The following is an 18,844-nucleotide window of genomic DNA, read 5'->3' on the forward strand; positions in this document are numbered from 1 at the left end:
AGACAAAAAAGACCCCTCAACCCCAAAGCGGTCAAAAGGTCACAAATTAATGGGAAAATGAGCAGGAAAAGCGGACAAAAAGTTCGGGGGGAGGTTTTAGGTAAAGATATCTTTCACTTTTTAGATTACGATTAATGAGGTCTTTTGATTTCCGAATATTTTTTTACCTTAATCTAGCTTAGTAACATACTTATTCCATGAAATCAAGACACAACGAATGAACTACAAAAAATTAAAAGCCAACACCTAAATGGTGCTGGCTTTTTTTTCACTTTTCACTCACATATCTTGCAATCCATCTAGGTCAAGAATAGTTACTAATTTACCAGTTCTGCTGATATAGCCTTGACTCTCAAATAAAGAAAATTTTCGCGAGAGGGTCTCCGGAGTAGTTCCCAAAAATTGAGCAATATCTTTCATTTTCATAGATAGAGTCAATTGATTTGTTTCAGTCACTTTTACTAAATCGAGCAAGTAGTTAGCTAGACGTTCCTCAACTCGTTCTATTGATAAAAGTTGTGATTGCTTTTCTAGTTGAAGCATTTTCTGACCACTTAATTCAAAAAGTTTAATGGCAATTTTGGGATTTTTGAGCAGGACTTGATTAAAAGCCTGTTTGCTAATGGTGCAAATTTCTGTTTCTTCCAAAGCTTCCGCAAAAAGCGTTTCATTTTCAAGGCCGAAAAGCTGATTCTCACCTTCATAACCACCAGGTTCAACGACACGTAAAAGTTGTTCTTTGCCATTAGCCGATAGTTGATAAACCTTGATAGAACCGCGCGCAACGATATCCAGTTGTTCGTCGCCGGGCTGGAAAATGGTCTCATTTTTTTGATAGTGTCTATGACTTGCTAGCATGTTAATTTCAGCTTGCTCTTCCACCGATAAATGATTGAATAAGGGAACGAGTGTCACACACATATGTGGATCCATGGTAAACCTCTTTTCTGATTCTAAAAGCTACTTTTGTGATAGTATATCAAATTCTTCTAAGAGTTGATAGGTTTTTGATAAGGTTGGACAAGCATCATTTGGAATAGCATAGTCACTTGTCAGTAGTCGAATTTGTCTAAACTCAGGAACTAAATCAACTTGATTTTGCGACATTTTTTCTTGAATAGCTTGATAAATGCGACGGATTTCGAAAATTTCCGGATGATTTTTTCCATGCGCCTTAGTAATAGCATTAGTGTATAAATCAAGAATTTCATCATTTTTTTCAAAAAACTCTTTTAACATCATCCATCCTCCTTATTATCTTTCAGAAACTTTTAAAACAGTGTAGCCAATTGCCTCCACTGCATTTGCAATCGCATCACTACTTGTGAGATTGTCGTCAAAATTTACCTTGGCTTTACTCGCATTAAAGAGAACCTTGACAGTCTCCTTATCAACACCAGTAACTGATTTTATCGCAGCCTCAATTTTCTGCATACAGGTTGGGCAGGCAAGGGTTTCAAGTTGTAAAATTGTCTTTTTCATTTTTCAAAATTCCTTTCTAAAGTTATTTCTAGTATAAATCAACACTATTCAAATAAAAGTGAGATGAGTCAAGCTTTTTATTTTTTAAAGGTTAATAGCCTCATTGCATTTATAATAACAATCAGAATGCTTCCCTCATGAACAAACATACCTATCGCCATATTCATCCAAGAACTGGTGAGAACACTGACCAAAAGTGTTACTACTACTAACAAAGCGATAACAATATTTTCAATCATATTGTGTCGAGTAGCTCTGGCAAGTGCAATAGCATGTGGTATCTTATGGAAATCAGAATTCATCAAGACTACGTTAGATGTTTCAATAGCGACATCGGTGCCACCACCCATAGCAATACCAATATCCGCTAAGGCTAATGAAGGACTATCATTAATACCATCACCAACAAAAGCTACAATTTCACCTCTTGCTTGACGGTGTTTTACAAATGCTGCCTTGTCTTCTGGAAGCATTTGTCCGTAAGCTCCCGTTAAACCTAATTCTTCCGCAACCAAATCAACGGTCCCCTGATTGTCTCCAGACAAGAGAATCAGGTTCTTGACTCCCATTTTTTTCAGTGATTCTAAGTCTTCTTTAACACCATTACGAACTTGATCTCGGATTCCAAGTATGAGCAATAATTGACCATTGACCGCAGTTAGAACTAAGGAATTACCTTCAGCTTCCAATATTTCGATATCGCTTTTTATCTGCTTATTGAAGGGGACTTCATATTGCTCCATTAAATAGCGATTACCAACAAGAACCTGGTTTTGTCCAATTTGGGCAACAATTCCACCACCAGTCACCACTTTTGTCGATTCAACAATATCAACAAATGGAGGATCATAATAAGTGGTTATAGCTCTAGCCAGAGGATGATCTGATTCTTTTTCAACACTAACTAACAAGCCTTCTACATAGTTCCTGTTATGACCATAATGAATAGCTTGCGTCACTTGAGGATTACCATAAGTTAAGGTCCCAGTCTTATCAAAGAGAATAGTGTCAACTTTACCAAAGTGATTAATAATATCACTCCCTTTGAATAAAATGCCATTTTTAGCACCATTACCAATACCTGAAACATTGGAAACTGGCACACCAATGACAAGGGCACCCGGGCAGCCTAGTACTAAAATAGTGACAGCCAATTCCATATTCTGGGTCCAAAGCCAAACAAAAATTGCAAGGACAAGAACAGCAGGCGTATAGTATTTCGAAAAGCGATCAATAAAGCGTTCAGCTTTGGACTTAGAATCTTGAGCTTCTTCAACCAACTCAATGATTTTCCCAAAAGTTGTCTCCTCACCGATTTTCTCCGTCCTAAGGTGTAAGGTCCCATTTTCGAGAATAGTCCCAGCAAAGACACTGGACCCAATCGCTTTTGAAACTGGAATAGATTCTCCCGTGATACTAGCTTCATTCACATTACCAGAACCAAACGTAATCACACCATCCACTGGTATTTTACCTCCGGTTTTTACCAAAAGAAGATCCCCTTCAACAATCTCATCCACCGGAATTTCTTCGAACTCACCATTTTCAGTTTTTCGAAAACTAGTCTCAGGCACCAAGTTGACCAAATCTTTAATAGCCGAACGTGTTTTGGCCATAGTCCTCTTCTCCAAATAAGCCCCAAACAAGAAGAGAAAAGCCACAATCGCCGACTCTTCGAATTCCTGAATGACAAAGGCTCCAAGAATAGCAAGACTCACTAACAGTTCAATACTCACCACCTTAACCCTTAGCGCTTGAAAAGCTTGAACAAGAATCGGAAAACCACCAACCAGCGACGCTAGGAAAAGCAACGAGGCCGCAAGCCCCTCATTCCCAATAAACCACTCTATTGAAAAAGCACCCACAATCAAAATCCCTGTCACAGCAGTCAACCGATTCCGATTTAAGGATAACCATTTTTGCATCACAACTACCTCCTTACTGACACTAGTATACCCAAGACCAAGACCAAAGAAATTGATTTCTATCAAGAAATGAAAAATAGGATAAAAAAAGAGAGCTAAAAATAGCTCTCGGAATAATATGTAAATAAAGATAAGCTTTTACAACTTTTTTATTTCAAATTCAGAAACACCTTTCGAGATCAGACACCCCTTTAAATCTTCAAAGTATATCTTCTTCGATGGCTAGAGAACTTCCATTATGCTTGTATCTGCCAGTATTATCCTATCTTTCAAAAAGTCAAACTCCATATTGATCAGTAGTTGTATTTGTTAGACTTATGGTACAACCTTCAAGTTTCAATATGACTTTTTTCGCTCAACATTCATAATTCTGTGTATTTTTTATTATTATTCTTGCTTTTCGAAACAGGATATTTTTCTACATTTTTTGCTATTTTTTCCCTTATTATTGATTCCATATCAAACCCTAAATTATCAGCCAGCATGTATGCATAGATTACAACATCTGCAATTTCTTCTTTTAATTCTTCACTTTTAGTTTGAATTACTTCTTCACTTGTTTTCCACTGAAATAATTCAAGTAACTCACTTGCCTCTAATGAAACAGAAATAGCTAAATCTTTTTCATTATGAAATTGTCGCCATTCTCGCTCATCTCTAAAATTGTTTATTTCATTCATTATACTTTTCATCATACACCTCTTATTTAATATTCTATCATAACATATTACATTATTATGAATTATGGTAAAATAAAGCTATCACTTCTTTAGGAGTAATTATGTCACTAAATAACAATTATAGTCCAGTAATAACCAAAATTAATTATGACTCACTCACTGTAAATTCTATCAAATCTCAAAATCTTAATGAGAAAGACCAATCTTTAATTTTAGACTATCCAACAGTATATATTATAAATGATAAAGATAATCAACAAAAGTCTAAATATATTGTATATATTGGAGAAACAAACGATATAGGTCGACGAACAAAACAACATTTATATGATGATATTCGTAATGGACGGGAAGATTTCATTGAGTTAAGTGATTCAACTACTGCAGAAATGTTCATAATAGGGCATAAATACTTCAATAAATCACTTACATTAGATATAGAAAATAAGTTATTACATTACCTATCTAGTGTTGAATCTGTAGTAAAAGTAAATAATCGAAAAGAGAACCCACAAAATAACTACTATACTTCTGAAACAATGGAAACAATCTTTTCAAAAGTATGGAGAAAATTACATCACAAAAATCCTGAACTTTTTCCGACTGAATCAATCATTAGAGATTCAGCTTTGTTTAAAGCCTCACCATTTCATAAATTAACTAAAGAACAGATTGAAGCTAAAAATGAGATAATCCTGAAGACAATTTCAATTTTAAGTCAGAATTTAGAAGGACAACTATTATTAGTTGAAGGAGAAGCTGGTTCTGGAAAAACAGTATTAATGAGTAATCTACTGTATGATCTATTTAGTGATGAGTCACTTCCTATAAAAAGTAATGAATTATCTATACACTTACTTGTCAATCATGATCAACAATTAGTTGTTTACGAACAATTAGCTAAAAAATTAGGGCTGAAAAACAAAAATCAAATGCCTGTTGTAGCTAAGCCAACAAGTTTCATTAATAAGCAATCTAAATGTAATCAAAAAGCTGATATTGTCATTATTGACGAGGCTCATTTACTTCTCACTCGCGGAAAACAATCTTATCGTGGAAAGAATCATCTAAAGGATATTCTGGAAAATGCTAAAGTAGTTATAGCTGTTTTTGATGAGAAACAAATTTTAACAGCTGAACAAATTTGGGAATCACAGGATTTAGCTGAAATTCGTCTTGATGCTCGAGATACCATAAAGTTAAAGAATCAAATGCGTATTAATGCTAATATTTCAACAATTACTTGGATACGCCAATTCATAGATGATGGTCAGATTAAACCTTATATTCCTGATAATACTTATGATTTGAAAGTTTTTGATTCACCAACAGAAATGTATGCAGAAATTAAGAAAAAATCATTAAACCAAGATAATGGTATTTCCAGACTTTTAGCAACTTATGATTGGACATTTAAAAACTCTAAATCAGAACAAGGTTATTATTATGTTGAAATAGGAGACTTCAAACTACCTTGGAATCTTCAATTACCTAAAACTAGAAAAGTAAAAGATTTATCTTGGGCAGAGCAAGCACAAACAATTGATGAAGTTGGGTCAACGTATACCATCCAAGGATTTGATTTGAACTATGCTGCAGTCATTATTGGACCTTCCGTTAAATACCGCAATGGACAAGTTATTTTTGATCCTAGTGAAAGTAAAAATGCTAAAGCTATAGAACGTAGAACTTTGTCAGACGGACGGAAACAATCATTTGGAGAAACATTACTACAAAATGAGTTAAACGTTCTATTGACACGAGGTGTTAATGGACTTTATCTCTTTGCAGTTGATGAAGAGCTTCAAAAGGTACTAAAACAAAATATTCCTCTTTATAAAAAATAATTAATTTGTAGTATACATAACCCAACTAATTACTAAGTTAGGTTATGTATTTTTTTGTTAAACGCCAAATTTTTTTACCGAAAATAATTTTTAAGTATTGCAAGAGAGTAACCATAATTGGCTTAAATCTAATTAGTGTTGTTAAAGAAATCAAACCTTTTTTTAAAAATATCCTTGCACGGTTTTTTATAATATGTTAAAATTTGGTTATAAATAAGTTATAAAGCGCTTATATCAGAAATAATTAAGACTGTAGTTGCAATCTACTATCAATAATAACCGTAGACCTTTCCAAATATAATTTTGAGTATTATTAAAAATCAAACATTAATTTCCCGAGTGAGAGGATGAAATTTCCCATCACAAGTATTATCATCATTATTTTCAAATCTAGATAAATCTTTGTTGTTCCTTTTTATTAGGATTTTTTAGATTATGCTCATAGGCATCACTTCCCTTTCCAGATTGCAGCTACCGTCTTATTTTGTTAATTAATATTAATGATAATTAGATTTCGCTAAACAACCAACACTCAAAAATGATCTTTTTCATTTTGGGTGTTTTTTATTTTATTTCCATTTTGGAAACTCAACATCACAAGCATCATTTTAGGCCAATTTTTAGGGCAAATTCTCAAAATTGTATCAAAAAAAGAACATCCCAAAGGGATGTTCCATATAACAGTAATTCTTTCGAATTAACGTTTTGAGAATTGTGATGCTTTACGGGCTTTTTTAAGACCTGGTTTTTTACGTTCAACCATACGTGCATCACGTGTAAGAAGTCCAGCGCGTTTTAATGAGTCGCGGAAGTCTGGGTCTACTTGTAGCAATGCGCGAGCGATACCATGACGGATAGCTCCTGATTGTCCACCGTAACCGCCACCGTTTACGTTTACGAATACGTCGTATGAACCTTCAGTAGATGTTACTGCGAAAGGTTGGTTGATAACTAAACGTAAGTCAGCGTGTGGGATGTATTCTTCAACATCTTTGTTGTTAACTGTGATTTTACCAGTTCCTGGGAGTAAACGAACGCGTGCAACAGCGTTTTTACGACGGCCAGTTCCTGCATATTGTGCTTGTGCCATTATTTATGTGCTCCTTTCCTCTTAGATAAGTCCTGAGATGTCAAGTACTTCTGGTTGTTGTGCTGCATGAGTGTGCTCACCGCCAACGAAGACTTTCAATTTCATACCTTGTGCACGTCCAAGAGTGTTATGTGGAAGCATGCCTTTTACAGATTTTTCGATTAAACGAACAGCATTTTTAGAACGTAGTTCACCTGCTGAGATTTGTTTCAATCCACCTGGGTACATTGAGTGAGTGTAGTAGATTTTATCAGTTGCTTTTTTACCAGTTAATTTAACTTTTTCAGCATTGATAACAATTACAAAGTCACCTGTATCAGTGTGTGGTGTGAAAGTTGGTTTGTTTTTTCCGCGAAGTACGCTAGCAACTACTGCAGAAAGACGTCCAAGAGGTACATCTGTTGCGTCAACAACGTACCATTTGCGTTCAACTTGGCCAGTTTTAGCCATAAAAGTTGTTTTGTTCATGATTTCTCCTATACGAATTCGTAATATTTGTTTACAGGGTTGATGGGTGTTCCGTCCCATCGAAGGTATTTGGAAGGTTCCGGGGCCTTTCAAATGGGGTAAACAATACCGCCTACTATAATATCAAAAATACTTGCCACTAGCAAGTACTTTTTCTCTTTTATTTTTCTTTTTTTAAGTCCCGAAAAACTTGGTCTGATTAGCGTTTTTCCTTCCCAAAGGCAAAGGCTGCTAGGGTGTTAGGACCCACGTGGGCAGCAATAACTGGACCTAGTGGCATGATCAGCACATCTGTCACTTCTGGATGTTCTAAAAGGGTCTCACGCAACTCCTGTGCCGCTTCGTGATCGTCTGAATAGCCAATAATCATGGTAGAGTGGCCAATGTCAGCGGTCAGCTGATTCACGATTTCCTTCATAGCTTTTTTGCGCCCGCGAACTTTTGCGATGGGCACCAACTTTCCGGCTTGGTCAATCCAGAGGATAGGCTTAATGCTTGCTAGGCTTCCGAGAATCGCTGAGCTTTTCGACAAACGACCGCCACGCATGAGATGGTAAAGATCATCTACCAAGAAGTAGGTGCGAAGACGAGGGTGAAAATCCTCAACCAGGGCTTTGGCGTCCTGAATAGACTGGCCTTGGTCCCTAGCTTGCGCTGCCAGAATCGACAGGTAGCCTTCGCCGCCCGCGGCTGCTAGCGTGTCCACAATTTCGATGACCGCATCTGGATAATCCTCCCGTACCATTTCACGCGCCATGACCGCACTCTGGTAAGTTCCAGACAGAACTGATGAAAAGGCGATATAGAGAACCTCTTGCCCTGTTTCTGCATGTTTACGGAAATACTTTTCGAAGACACCAATGTTGATTTGGCTGGTTGTTGGTTTACTACCGGCCTTCATCATGGCTAAAAGTTGGGGACTGGTGAGGACATCGGAACCCACTGTTTCATAGGTTTTACCATCACAATTAATGGTCAAACCTAAGATATCGACCTGGTGCTCCTGGGCCCAACTTGGGTCTAAATCAGCTGTTGAATCCGTAAGTATGCAAAATGACATGAAAACTCCTTAGGTATTTGTTTTGTTTGATAATCAAATTATTATTGCCCTATTTTAGCAGAAAGTCTTTAACCGTGCAAGCTTAGTCTTGAAAGTTACTTTTATTTTTTGACAATTTCAGTGTTTTAATTGTAGTTAAATCTCACTTCGGAAATGAGATTATCCGAATTTTTCAGCATGAAATGAGTTTGAATTTTTCATCTTGGAAGTCAAAAGAGCTTAATCTTCTTCTTTTCCATTGGGTAATCTAATTGTCGCAAAACCTTATTTCTACTATAAAAGAGTTCGACATTTTCATTCACCTACACCTTCACCCTCTCCAAGTCCAAACAAAAAAGCACCTCAGTGCTTCTTTCTTTTAACTCACTTACCCCAAATCATCCATAAAGTCTTTGAGTTTTTGCAGATTTCCTTCCTCAAAGGGGCGGAGTTTTGGTTTTTTCATTTCGATGGATTTGGACATCTGGTCTAAGTCGGATTTGACGGTGTTGACCCGGCGTTCCAGTTCACGGGCCGGTACCCGCAGGGCTCCTTGTGAGAAGATGGTCCACTGTTCGTTGAGGTCACTTGTTGCCACTTCGACCAGGTTGCGGACGGTGTTGAGTTCAGCTGCGGTTCGTTCGATATAGGAATCCGCTGTTTCTTCTTCTTCGGTGAAGACCACTGAAATCATGTACTGGTCATAGCGTTGGCGCAGGCCTGGGACGAACTGGGCATCAAAGACACAGGTAATGTCAATCTTCTCAAAGTGGGCGTAGTTGTTGAGCTTGTTTAGCAGGACTGTCCTGGCTTGATCCAACTGATTGGTTTTGAAGAGTTGCTTCGTCTCCTCCCAGAAGGCAATCATGTTGTAGCCATCTACCAAGAGTATTTTTTTCTTCATGGCGCTCCTAGAGTTTATTGCGGAAAACTTCATACATAAGCACAGCCGCCGCGACACCTGCATTTAAGCTCTGCACATGCCCATCCATGGGAATGGTAATCATCTCGTCCACCTGCTTCTTGATGTTGGCCGAAATGCCCTTGCCCTCGCTGCCGATAATCAGCGCCAGCTTGCCTGAAGTATTCCATTTGTGAACCGGCGTACCGTCCATATCCGTGCCAAAAATCCAGAAGCCAGCTTCCTTGAGTTTGTCCAAGGTTTGGCTTAAATTGGTAACCCGGGCAATGGGAACGTGCTCCACCGCACCAGTTGATGTCTTGGAAACGACCGGTGTGACACCGACAGCGCGGTGCTTGGGAATAATAACACCAGACACCTTCGTAGCATCAGCCGTTCTCAAAATCGAGCCAAAGTTGTGGGGATCCGTCAAACCATCCAAAATCAGAATCAGTGGGTTTTCTTCCCCTTCAGTCTTGGCAATCAGCTCTGCCAGCTCAGCATAGGCAAATTCAGCAACCCGCAAAACAAAGCCTTGGTGGACAGCCCCTTCCGTCATTTCAGACAGGGTCTTCTTAGGTGTCCAAGAAATAGAAACCTTCTTTTCCTTAGCCAGAGCTTTAATGGCATCCACATTTTTGCCCCGCAAGTCTTCTTGAATGTAGAGCTTATTGCCGGTATTGGCATTTAAACTTTCTGTGACGGCATGCACGCCGTAAACCATATCATTACTTGTTTCCATCATATCATTAAACTTTTCTTTATCTTTCATAAGACCTATTATAACACGAAAGCCAAGAAAGAGAGGACTGGAATGGATTAAAGGGCAACAAAGATTTGAGAAGGGCTAAGAATAAAAAAATGCGAAACAGGTTCGCATTTTTTTTATTCTTCAAAACCATTATTGTCACTCAAGTCTTTAAACCAATAGCCAGACTTTTTAATGGTCCGCTCTTGGGTGTCCAAGTTTAAAGAAACCAAGCCATAGCGATTTTTATAAGAGTTTAGCCAAGACCAGCAGTCAATAAAGGTCCACATCATGTAACCTTTGCAGTTGGCGCCTTCTTGAATAGCGCGGTGCAAGACTTTGAGATGGTCTTTGACAAAGTCGATGCGGTAATCATCTTCAATCCGACCATCCTTGAGGAAGGCTTCTTCCCCTTCGACGCCCATACCATTTTCAGTCAGGAACCAGTCGATGTTGCCGTAGTTTTCTTTAATGTTTTTGGCAATATCATAAATGCCTTCTTCGTAAATTTCCCAACCACGGTGAGGGTTAATTTTACGGCCCGGCATTTCATAATGCTCAAAGTAGTAACTTGGCATAAAGGCTTGGCCTTTTTCAGGCTTCTGGCTTGGTGCCGCGACTCGTAGGGGTTGATAATAGTTGACACCAAGGAAATCAACCTGTTGTCGCTGATGATTTGGAGTTCTTCGTCTGTGTAATCAGGTAGCAAGTTGTGGCGATTTAAAATGTTACACAATTTAACCGGATAGTAGCCTTTGACCGAAGGATCAAGGAAAGACTTAGCTTGGAAAAGTTCGGCAATTTCAGCTGCTTCTAGGTCTTCTAGGCTATCGCTACGCGGGTAGGCTGGTGTTAAGTTCAAAATGATGCCGATTTTTTTACCAGGCAAGAGCTCATGGCAAGCCTTTACAGCAAGGGAGCTGGCTAGTTGGGTGTGGTAAGCCACACGGACGGCTAGCTTGGCATCAATTTTACAGGGGTAATGGTATTGATAAAGGTAACCACACTCGACATGAACAATTGGTTCGTTGAAAGTGACCCAGTCGTCGACTAGGTCGCCAAAGAGGGTGAAGCACTGGCTGGCATAATCGTGGTAAGCTTCCACCGTGGATAAATGCTCCCAGCCACCTTGAGCTTCCAGTAAAAATGGCATGTCAAAGTGGTATAAGTTAACCATTAGTCGGATGCCTTCTTGGCGGATTTTCCCAAAAACCTGACGGTAAAAGTCAACTGCCTCTTGATTAACGGCCCCACGACCCTCAGGAATCAGCCGGGACCATTGGATGGATGTCCGGAAAATGGTGTGTCCGGTGGCTTTTAGGAGAGCAATATCGTCTTCAAAATGTTCATAAAAAGTTGAGGTTTTTTGGGGTCCAACTTGATTGTGGAATTTTTCTGGTTCGATAGAATACCAGTAATCCCAGTTGTTGTCCCCTTTGCCATCTGTTGCTGTGCGGCCTTCAGTTTGTGGGCCAGAGGTTGAGGTTCCCCAATAAAAGTTTTCGGGAAAGCGGTACATGATGTCTCCTTTGCTGTGATTCTGCCCAGAACGGGCACTTTTATTCTTCATGTTCAGATTTTTTAACTAGTTGTTGGCGGTAGGATTTTGGGGATTCCCCACAAAAGCGTTTAAAAATTTTGTAGAAATAGCCGATATTGCTGTAGCCCACTTGAAAACAAATTTCTTCAATACTGGTATCTGTTGTTATGAGGAGCTGCTGGGCATTTTTAATCCGTTTACGATTTAAGAGTTCAGCAAAACTAGCTCCTGTCTCTCTTTTGATGATTTGTCCCAGATAAACATTATTGAGGTAGAGACGTTCACTGACATCTTTGAGGGTCAATTCTTTTTGATATTCCTGATTGATAATATTTAAGATTTCAACAATATGGCTACTATACTTCTTGCTTTCACTGATTTCGGTCAAGTGTTCTAAACTACTTGCCAGCAGGTCATCAAGAGTATTAGCTGTTTCAACAGATAGGGCATATTTCTCTAAATGGAGGTGATCCAATTGGTGAAAATGATGGTAAACGGCCGTCATGATTTGACTGAAGAAATGCTTACTTAAGTATACAGGTGGGGTTGTCTTGCGAAACTGTTGAACAATCTCCATTAAGCGTTCTTGAACCTTTTGTAATTGTCCTGTTTCAATTAAGGGTAATAATTCTTCAAAATAATGGTTGGTGGCAAATTGAACTCTTGAGGGTTGTCGTTGATAAAAAAGGCTACGCTCAATTGCATCAATAATCTTTGGCATGTGACTATCTAGCTGTAATTTTTCCACAAATAAGAATTTTTGCTCTGGTAAGTAGTTGCTAAAGGCAAAATAGACTGTCTGATGGTTAATCTGTTGCGAAACGGTTTCTGAATCCTTAATGGATTCTAAATCCGCCAAAATGTAGGTGTCTTGTTCTAAACTCATGACACGAGACAGAGGCTCCTGTCCCAAGAGGACTTTCTGCCATAAATCCAATGCTTGTTTTTTATCAGCCACTATTCGTTTTAAGAGTTGAGACAGTTCATTCTTATTAATGGGTTTGACTAGGTAATCAGCTACCCCCAGCGAAATCGCTTTTTTGACAAAGTCAAATTCTTGAAAACCTGACATCATAATAAACGAGGTCTTAGGTGATTCCTTCTTCATGATGTCAATCATGTCGAGACCAGACATCTCTGGCATGCAGACGTCGGTTAAAACGATATCGATAGAATGTTCCCTAAAATAGGCAAGAGCCTGCTCTGCATTCTCAGCAGTCGTCACAGAACCAATACCATATTCCTCATAAGGTAATAGGCGTTTCATTCCCTCTAAAATCATGTATTCATCATCGACAACAAGCATGTCTATCGACTTCATTTAGTCCTCCTCTTCAAAAACATCGGAAAGCATAATACTGTAAGTAACTCCTTGACCTGGTTGAGAGCTCAACTGAATCTGATATCGCTCGCCAAAATAAAGGAGCAACCGTTCATGGACATTGATAATTCCGATGGATTTTAGGCCTTCTTGGCTAATTTTTTCTCTTTGTGACAGCAATTTTTGATAGTCTTCGACAATTTTCTGACTCATCCCTTTTCCATTATCCCTAATCAAAATCTCAAGATCATTGGCATGGCGGATAACCTTAACACTCAAAGCATTATTAATACGCTTCAAATCGACCCCGTGAATAAAGTAATTCTCAACTAAAGGTTGAATGGAGAATCTTGGAATCTTCACATCCTCACAGCCCTTATCAATCTGATAAGAATAGGCGATAGACCTTGGGTAGCGGATCTGACAGATGAAACTGTGCTTCTCACAAAATTCCAGCTCTTCTTTGAGGGTGGTTTCCTTTTTCTGGGAAATAGATCCTCGTAAAAGGGTGCTAAATTCATAGAGGATATCGGCCAATTCATCCATGCCCTTAGTAACAGAATACATGCGGAAGAATTCAAGCGTGTTGTAAAGAAAGTGGGGATTAATTTGGGACTGTAAAGCTCGCATATTGGCATCTTGTTGCGCCAATTCAAGACGATAGACATCGTTAATAGAGTCTTCCAAAGAGTCCAACATCTCATTGATATGGTTGGAAATCAGCAACATCTCCTGCTGCTTATTATCCGTCTTAATCCGGACACTTTTGTCTGTTTCGGTAATGGTCTGCATGGTATTGACAAGATCAGAAACCTGAACTTGATAGCGGTGAAAAACACGATTTAGAACGACAAGCAATATCCCAATTAAGATTAAACTGATTAGATAAATGAGTGCTGTTAGGCGCCAAACTTCCATTCTGAAGTAGTGTTTGGAAAGCCCAGCTTTAATGACCATCTCATCACTGTTTTGGTACATGACAATATCATTTTTCTTGATCGTTGAATGCTTATAAAAATCCCGGTTTAAGGAGTCATTAATCAGGATAGCAATTGGTAAACTGGAACTCTTCTCAACGGTGTTATCAATTAAAGAGGTATCAACCGAAATATAAAAGGTTCCAATTAAAACCATACTGTTGGCATCGTAGAAATTGATAGGAAAACTATTTTTGGGTGCCTTATAGTCTTTTACTGCTACCAAGTGTCCCGATTTAAAATCTTGTGTTGAGACAAAGACATTTTTTTGATTGGTCAAAGCCAGATCAACACCAGAAACAAAGGGTAAGTTGCGGTAAAAACTTTTAATGGTTTCATGAAAGGAAACATTTTTTATCAGGAATAAAGGATGGTGCAAAAGCCAGGTTTCATAATCAGCCGGTGATTTTTGAAAATATTGGCTAATCCCTTCAATTTTGTCCTTATCTTGTGACAAATCATAAAGTTGTGAATGGGCTTGTTCTGAGTAATCTCTTAACTGGGTCTTCACATTTTCAACGACTAATTGTTGCTGATGTTCCACATTTTGCCGGTAGTGTTCCCAGTTGATATAGGATAGGACACTAGCAAAAAAGATGATAATGGTAATGACCAGATAGGAATAACTCTTAAGCAGGGTATGAATTAATATTTTCTTCATCTTAAATGATTTCCTGCCTTAACCATTTGATAAATGGGTTCTAAGACATCAGCAATAAAAATCAACCAGATGACTGGAAGAAAGACTGCCAATAATAGAGAAACCTTACTTAATAGAAAGATGACAATAAAACTACCAAGCAGACATTTTAGAATGGCAACCATATCAAAGAAGACTGCCATAGCCGATAATTTCAAAGCATTCACAAATGAAAAATCATAATAAACCTGTAATTTTAAATAAACAGCGTAAATACATAAGAGATAATTTAAGAAAAAACTATTAATGACTTGAATGGCAAATAAGAGAGCTAATGATGAAACCGAAGGAAGATGAAAAATGGTATAGGCAATGCAGGCTGCAAGGATACCTAGCAAATAACCCATCGCATTACTTGACCAAAAATCTTTTTTATAAATATTGAAAGCTTCTTTAAACGTATAGGCGTCTAAGTCTTTCTGATGTTTAGCCATTAAAGACATCATGCTGGTATTTGCTGGATGAAAGCCTAAAAGAACTGCTCCTATTAAAAGAAGAAGAAGGTAAATCATACTCAGTTTCATGAGAAAATAAATCCAATAAAAACATTTATCCAATACTTTCATCCTATTCACCTGCCTTTTTTACATTCCTACATTATATCAAAAATCTTAGATTTGAACACGCTTACACTAAAGAAAGCCTAATAATCTTCCCATTTCATGACAGATCATTAGGCTTACCTACTTTAGCTTATTTTTTTGCTAAGAATTCATCATATTGTTTTTGCATTTCTTTCATGACTTTAGCATAAGCTTCTTCTTTATTGAACTGAGCCATTAATTCAGGAATTGCTTTGTCTGGATCAACGGTACCAGTTTGAATACCTGCATTGTATTGGTTCATAATGTTTTGGATACGTGTGATTTCAGTTTTAACTGGATCAGTATTGAAACTAAATCCAAGAGCTGGAGATTCTTTAGCTTCTTTTAAAACTTTTTCAGATTGTGCCACGTCTTGATCAGTTACTTTATCAGTTCTGTAAAGAATTTGGCTGTTACCTGTGTTCCAGGCTGACATTCGAGTATCGTTAGCATAGCCTTTAAGCAATTTGATGGTATCTTTTTTGCTGGAGTCTTTTTCCCAGTTTGTGCCTTCTGGACCAAACACAAGACCGTTTAGAAGTTCCTTATTAGTGTTAAGGAGGTTCAAGATTTTCATTGCTTCTTTTTTATGTTTAGAAGTGCTTGAGATAACAAAGTTAGCTGCTTGAGTTGAACCACTTGTTTTATAAGCATTGGTTAAAGCTTTAGAAACAATTGGATAACCTGCAACAGTTGTTAAGAGGCTGTCTCCCATATCTGCAGGTCCTTGTGTTTCTTTACGAACGAACCAGTTTGGAGTTGCCAAGTTAAATTCTGCATCACTTGTTGCTACGTCTGCTGGAATGTAACCTTTTTTGTAGTATTCATGAACAGTTTTAATACGGTTAACATAGTGTTCTACTTCAAATTGGTTAACAATTTTTGTAGAATCACCTTCTAAGTCAACAACGAATGGTAACAAGTCACCTAGGATGTAGTCTAAGTTATCAGACACTTTTGTACCTTTAGAATAAGCCATTGGTGTGATTTTTGGCTCTTTTTCTTTGATAACGGCCAACATAGGTTCCAAATCTTCATAATTTTTAACATTAGAGATATCGAATTTGTATTTGTCAACTAATTCTTTATTGAAAGAGAACATTTGTTGATTTGCTACGTTACCTGTTACAGGTACGGCATAAAGCTTACCATTTACTTCATTCCCTTTGATGTAAGCAGGGTCTAGTTGATCGTAGTATTCTTTACCTTCTTTTTTGAACAAGTCAGTAAGGTCAGCATAAGCACCTTTTTGAGCGTTAATCACATAGTTTTGAGCAAAAGCAATATCATAGTTTTCTCCTGAGGAAGTCATGATTGCCATTTTATCAGCATAGTCACCCCAGTTGATATATTTGATTTCTAAATGTGCACCAGTTTCTTTTTCAATAATTTTATTAGCATTTTTCATCAAGAGCTTAAAGTTTTTTGGAGGCTCACCAATTTGATACATTAAGACATTTGTTTTACCATTTGCTGAGTCAGCAGAGTTATCTCCACCATTTCCTTTTAAGTTTGAACACGCAGTAAGAGCAGCTATTGATGATAAAGCAATTGCTGATACCATTACTTTTTTCCAAGATTTCATATTGATACCTTTCTGTAAATAAAATGTGTTGTGCGTTGATTTCTTTAATTTGTTTAGCAAAGCCTTACGGATAGGCTCCTAAGAATTCGTTTAAAACTAGTCCATTAACTTTTACTCTTTAACACCTCCAATCGTTAATCCTTTTACAAAGTAACGTTGGAAAAATGGATAAAGGCATGCAATTGGTAAGGTTGACACAACTACAATTGCCATCCGGGTTGCTTCTTTGGGGAGACTTCCCGCAACACCAGAGACCTGTGCTCCTGCTGCAACATTTTCTGATAGATATTCCAAGTTTGATTGAATTTTCATCAGTAAATATTGCAAGGGTACTAAATTATCACTCTGGATATACAATAGGGCATTATACCAATCGTTCCAGAAGGCTAGAGCTGTAAACAATGCAATGGTAGCAATACCAGGCAAGGTCATCGGTAAACAAATTTTAAAGAAAATCAAGAGCTCACTGGCTCCATCTATTCTAGCCGATTCAATAATGGATTCTGAGATGGTCTTTTTGAAAAAGGATCTCATGACCATAATATTAAATGGGCTTAATAGCATAGGAAGAATTAGGGCTGCGACAGTATCCTTAAGATTAAGGAAAGTCGTCATGATAATGTAAGTCGGGATTACACCGGCACTAAACAACATAGTCACTAAAGCCATCATGGTAAAGAAACGTCGATACTTAAAGGACTTTCTGGAAATGGAGTAAGCATACAAAGTTGTGAAGAAAACATTAAGGGTCGTTCCGACCACTGTGATAAATACTGTGATAAAGAGCGCTTGGAAAATTTTATCCTTTAACTGATAGAGGTATTCATAGCCTGCAAAGCTTAGCTTGCTTGGTAAGAAAGAATACCCATGTTGCAAGAGCGAGGATTCATCCGTAATGGATATCACAATAACAAAGATAAAAGGTAAGATACAAGAGAGGGCAAAAAAAGCTAAGATAAAGGTAAAGATGGCATTTGTCTTTCGATCAAAGGTATGCAAATGCACGGCTTCTATTTTTTTCTTCTTCATACTGGCTCCTAGAATAGTGCTGATTCTGGGTCGAGCTTACGCACGATCAGATTGGTTGTCACTAATAAGAAGCAACCAATCACTGATTGATACAAACCGGCCGCAGCTGCCATACCAATATCACCTGTTCCGGAGATTCCATTATAAACATAAGTATCTAAAACTTGAGTGACATTATAAAGGGTTCCTGAATTTTTAGGGATTTGGTAGAATAATCCGAAGTCAGCTCGAAAGATATTGCCGACAGCCAGAATGGTAAGGATGGTAATCAGCGGTGTTAATTGGGGGAGGGTAACATAGCGGATCTGTTGCCATTTGTTGGCACCATCAATAATGGCAGCCTCATGATAGGCAGGGTCGATTCCCATGATGCTGGCATAGTAAATGATACTATTGTAACCTAGACCTTTCCAGATGCCTAAGAAAACCAGAATGAATGGCCAAAAGGCTGCTTCATTGTACCAAGAGATGGGAGCCATATGGAAATGCTTGAGAATACTGTTAATCAAACCTTTGTCTGGACTTAAGAAGGCGTAAACAAAGAAACTAATGATAACCCAAGAGAGAAAATAGGGGAAGAGGGTTGTTGTTTGAAAAACTTTAACCATATTCTTGGACCTTAATTGGCTGAAAACAATGGCAATCCCGACGGCAAAGAGTAAACCTAAAATGATAAAACTGATGTTATAAAGCAAGGTATTACGTGTTATGATATAGGCATCTTTAGATTGGAATAAGAATTTAAAATTATTAAATCCGACCCATTTACTATGTCTAATACTATCAATAAAACCTTCGCCCGTTATTCTAAAATCTTGGAAAGCAACGACGTTACCAAAAACGGGAATAAAAAAGAAAGTGATAAACCATAATACTCCGGGTAAGACCATTAATAAGAAGATGGCATTATTTTGTAAGGTCCTAAGCT

General features: G+C 37.8%; 17 protein-coding genes and 1 pseudogene. 1 reads left to right on the forward strand and 17 read right to left on the reverse strand.

Annotation, left to right across the window (positions count from 1 at the left end; all coding sequences use genetic code 11):
• Nucleotides 1–279: 279 nt before the first annotated feature.
• The 5 genes from AT575_RS07400 to AT575_RS07420 form a co-directional block, all read right to left on the reverse strand.
• Nucleotides 280–933, reverse strand: coding sequence for a Crp/Fnr family transcriptional regulator (locus AT575_RS07400; RefSeq protein WP_102777801.1), 654 nt, complete (start codon nucleotides 931–933; stop codon nucleotides 280–282).
• A gap of 27 nt (nucleotides 934–960) precedes the next feature.
• Complete coding sequence (locus AT575_RS07405; RefSeq protein WP_102777866.1) at nucleotides 961–1,239, reverse strand: iron-sulfur cluster repair di-iron protein, ric; 279 nt, start codon at nucleotides 1,237–1,239, stop codon at nucleotides 961–963.
• Nucleotides 1,240–1,254: 15 nt separating this feature from the next.
• Nucleotides 1,255–1,482, reverse strand: coding sequence for a heavy-metal-associated domain-containing protein (locus tag AT575_RS07410; protein ID WP_102777802.1), 228 nt, complete (start codon nucleotides 1,480–1,482; stop codon nucleotides 1,255–1,257).
• 77 nt (nucleotides 1,483–1,559) lie between these two features.
• Nucleotides 1,560–3,407 (reverse strand): heavy metal translocating P-type ATPase, encoded by a 1,848-nt coding sequence (locus AT575_RS07415; RefSeq protein ID WP_102777803.1) that lies wholly within the window; start codon nucleotides 3,405–3,407, stop codon nucleotides 1,560–1,562.
• 362 nt (nucleotides 3,408–3,769) lie between these two features.
• Entirely contained in the window at nucleotides 3,770–4,099 is a 330-nt protein-coding gene (locus tag AT575_RS07420) for a nucleotide pyrophosphohydrolase (RefSeq protein WP_102777804.1), read from the reverse strand.
• 89 nt (nucleotides 4,100–4,188) lie between these two features.
• On the opposite strand from AT575_RS07420, the gene AT575_RS07425 reads away from it, so the two are divergent.
• Entirely contained in the window at nucleotides 4,189–5,934 is a 1,746-nt protein-coding gene (locus AT575_RS07425) for a DUF2075 domain-containing protein (protein WP_102777805.1), read from the forward strand.
• A 697-nt stretch (nucleotides 5,935–6,631) separates the two neighbouring features.
• Here AT575_RS07425 and rpsI read toward each other — a convergent pair.
• The 12 genes and pseudogenes from rpsI to AT575_RS07485 form a co-directional block, all read right to left on the reverse strand.
• Entirely contained in the window at nucleotides 6,632–7,024 is a 393-nt protein-coding gene (rpsI, locus tag AT575_RS07430) for a 30S ribosomal protein S9 (RefSeq protein ID WP_003085621.1), read from the reverse strand.
• A gap of 21 nt (nucleotides 7,025–7,045) precedes the next feature.
• Nucleotides 7,046–7,492 carry a 50S ribosomal protein L13 gene (gene rplM / locus AT575_RS07435; protein WP_071794477.1) on the reverse strand — a complete coding sequence of 149 codons (447 nt, stop codon included), beginning with the start codon at nucleotides 7,490–7,492 and terminating at the stop codon, nucleotides 7,046–7,048.
• A gap of 199 nt (nucleotides 7,493–7,691) precedes the next feature.
• The gene (locus AT575_RS07440; RefSeq protein WP_102777806.1) at nucleotides 7,692–8,552 is read right to left on the reverse strand and encodes a DegV family protein; all 861 of its coding nucleotides are present in this window, start codon (nucleotides 8,550–8,552) and stop codon (nucleotides 7,692–7,694) included.
• A 367-nt stretch (nucleotides 8,553–8,919) separates the two neighbouring features.
• Nucleotides 8,920–9,435 (reverse strand): NYN domain-containing protein, encoded by a 516-nt coding sequence (locus AT575_RS07445; RefSeq protein ID WP_102777807.1) that lies wholly within the window; start codon nucleotides 9,433–9,435, stop codon nucleotides 8,920–8,922.
• A 7-nt stretch (nucleotides 9,436–9,442) separates the two neighbouring features.
• Complete coding sequence (rlmB, locus tag AT575_RS07450; protein ID WP_102777808.1) at nucleotides 9,443–10,204, reverse strand: 23S rRNA (guanosine(2251)-2'-O)-methyltransferase RlmB; 762 nt, start codon at nucleotides 10,202–10,204, stop codon at nucleotides 9,443–9,445.
• A gap of 113 nt (nucleotides 10,205–10,317) precedes the next feature.
• A pseudogene (locus tag AT575_RS11100) lies at nucleotides 10,318–11,750 on the reverse strand (glycoside hydrolase family 1 protein).
• A complete protein-coding gene (locus AT575_RS07460; RefSeq protein WP_102777809.1) occupies nucleotides 11,740–13,041 on the reverse strand; it encodes a response regulator transcription factor in 1,302 nt (433 codons plus the stop codon). The pseudogene AT575_RS11100 and the gene AT575_RS07460 overlap by 11 nt, the downstream one beginning before the upstream one ends.
• Nucleotides 13,042–14,679: a sensor histidine kinase gene (locus tag AT575_RS07465; RefSeq protein WP_102777810.1), complete on the reverse strand. Its 1,638-nt coding sequence runs from the start codon at nucleotides 14,677–14,679 to the stop codon at nucleotides 13,042–13,044.
• Nucleotides 14,676–15,230 carry a DUF624 domain-containing protein gene (locus tag AT575_RS07470; RefSeq protein ID WP_165778658.1) on the reverse strand — a complete coding sequence of 185 codons (555 nt, stop codon included), beginning with the start codon at nucleotides 15,228–15,230 and terminating at the stop codon, nucleotides 14,676–14,678. Before AT575_RS07470 ends, AT575_RS07465 begins: the two co-directional genes overlap by 4 nt.
• A gap of 181 nt (nucleotides 15,231–15,411) precedes the next feature.
• Nucleotides 15,412–16,887: an ABC transporter substrate-binding protein gene (locus AT575_RS07475; RefSeq protein WP_102777812.1), complete on the reverse strand. Its 1,476-nt coding sequence runs from the start codon at nucleotides 16,885–16,887 to the stop codon at nucleotides 15,412–15,414.
• A gap of 111 nt (nucleotides 16,888–16,998) precedes the next feature.
• Complete coding sequence (locus AT575_RS07480; RefSeq protein ID WP_415746700.1) at nucleotides 16,999–17,931, reverse strand: carbohydrate ABC transporter permease; 933 nt, start codon at nucleotides 17,929–17,931, stop codon at nucleotides 16,999–17,001.
• The gene (locus AT575_RS07485; RefSeq protein WP_102777814.1) at nucleotides 17,925–18,806 is read right to left on the reverse strand and encodes an ABC transporter permease; all 882 of its coding nucleotides are present in this window, start codon (nucleotides 18,804–18,806) and stop codon (nucleotides 17,925–17,927) included. Before AT575_RS07485 ends, AT575_RS07480 begins: the two co-directional genes overlap by 7 nt.
• Between the last annotated feature and the right edge of the window lie 38 nt (nucleotides 18,807–18,844).

Origin of the sequence: Streptococcus penaeicida (assembly GCF_002887775.1) — a bacterium.
GTDB classification, from domain to species: domain Bacteria; phylum Bacillota; class Bacilli; order Lactobacillales; family Streptococcaceae; genus Streptococcus; species Streptococcus penaeicida.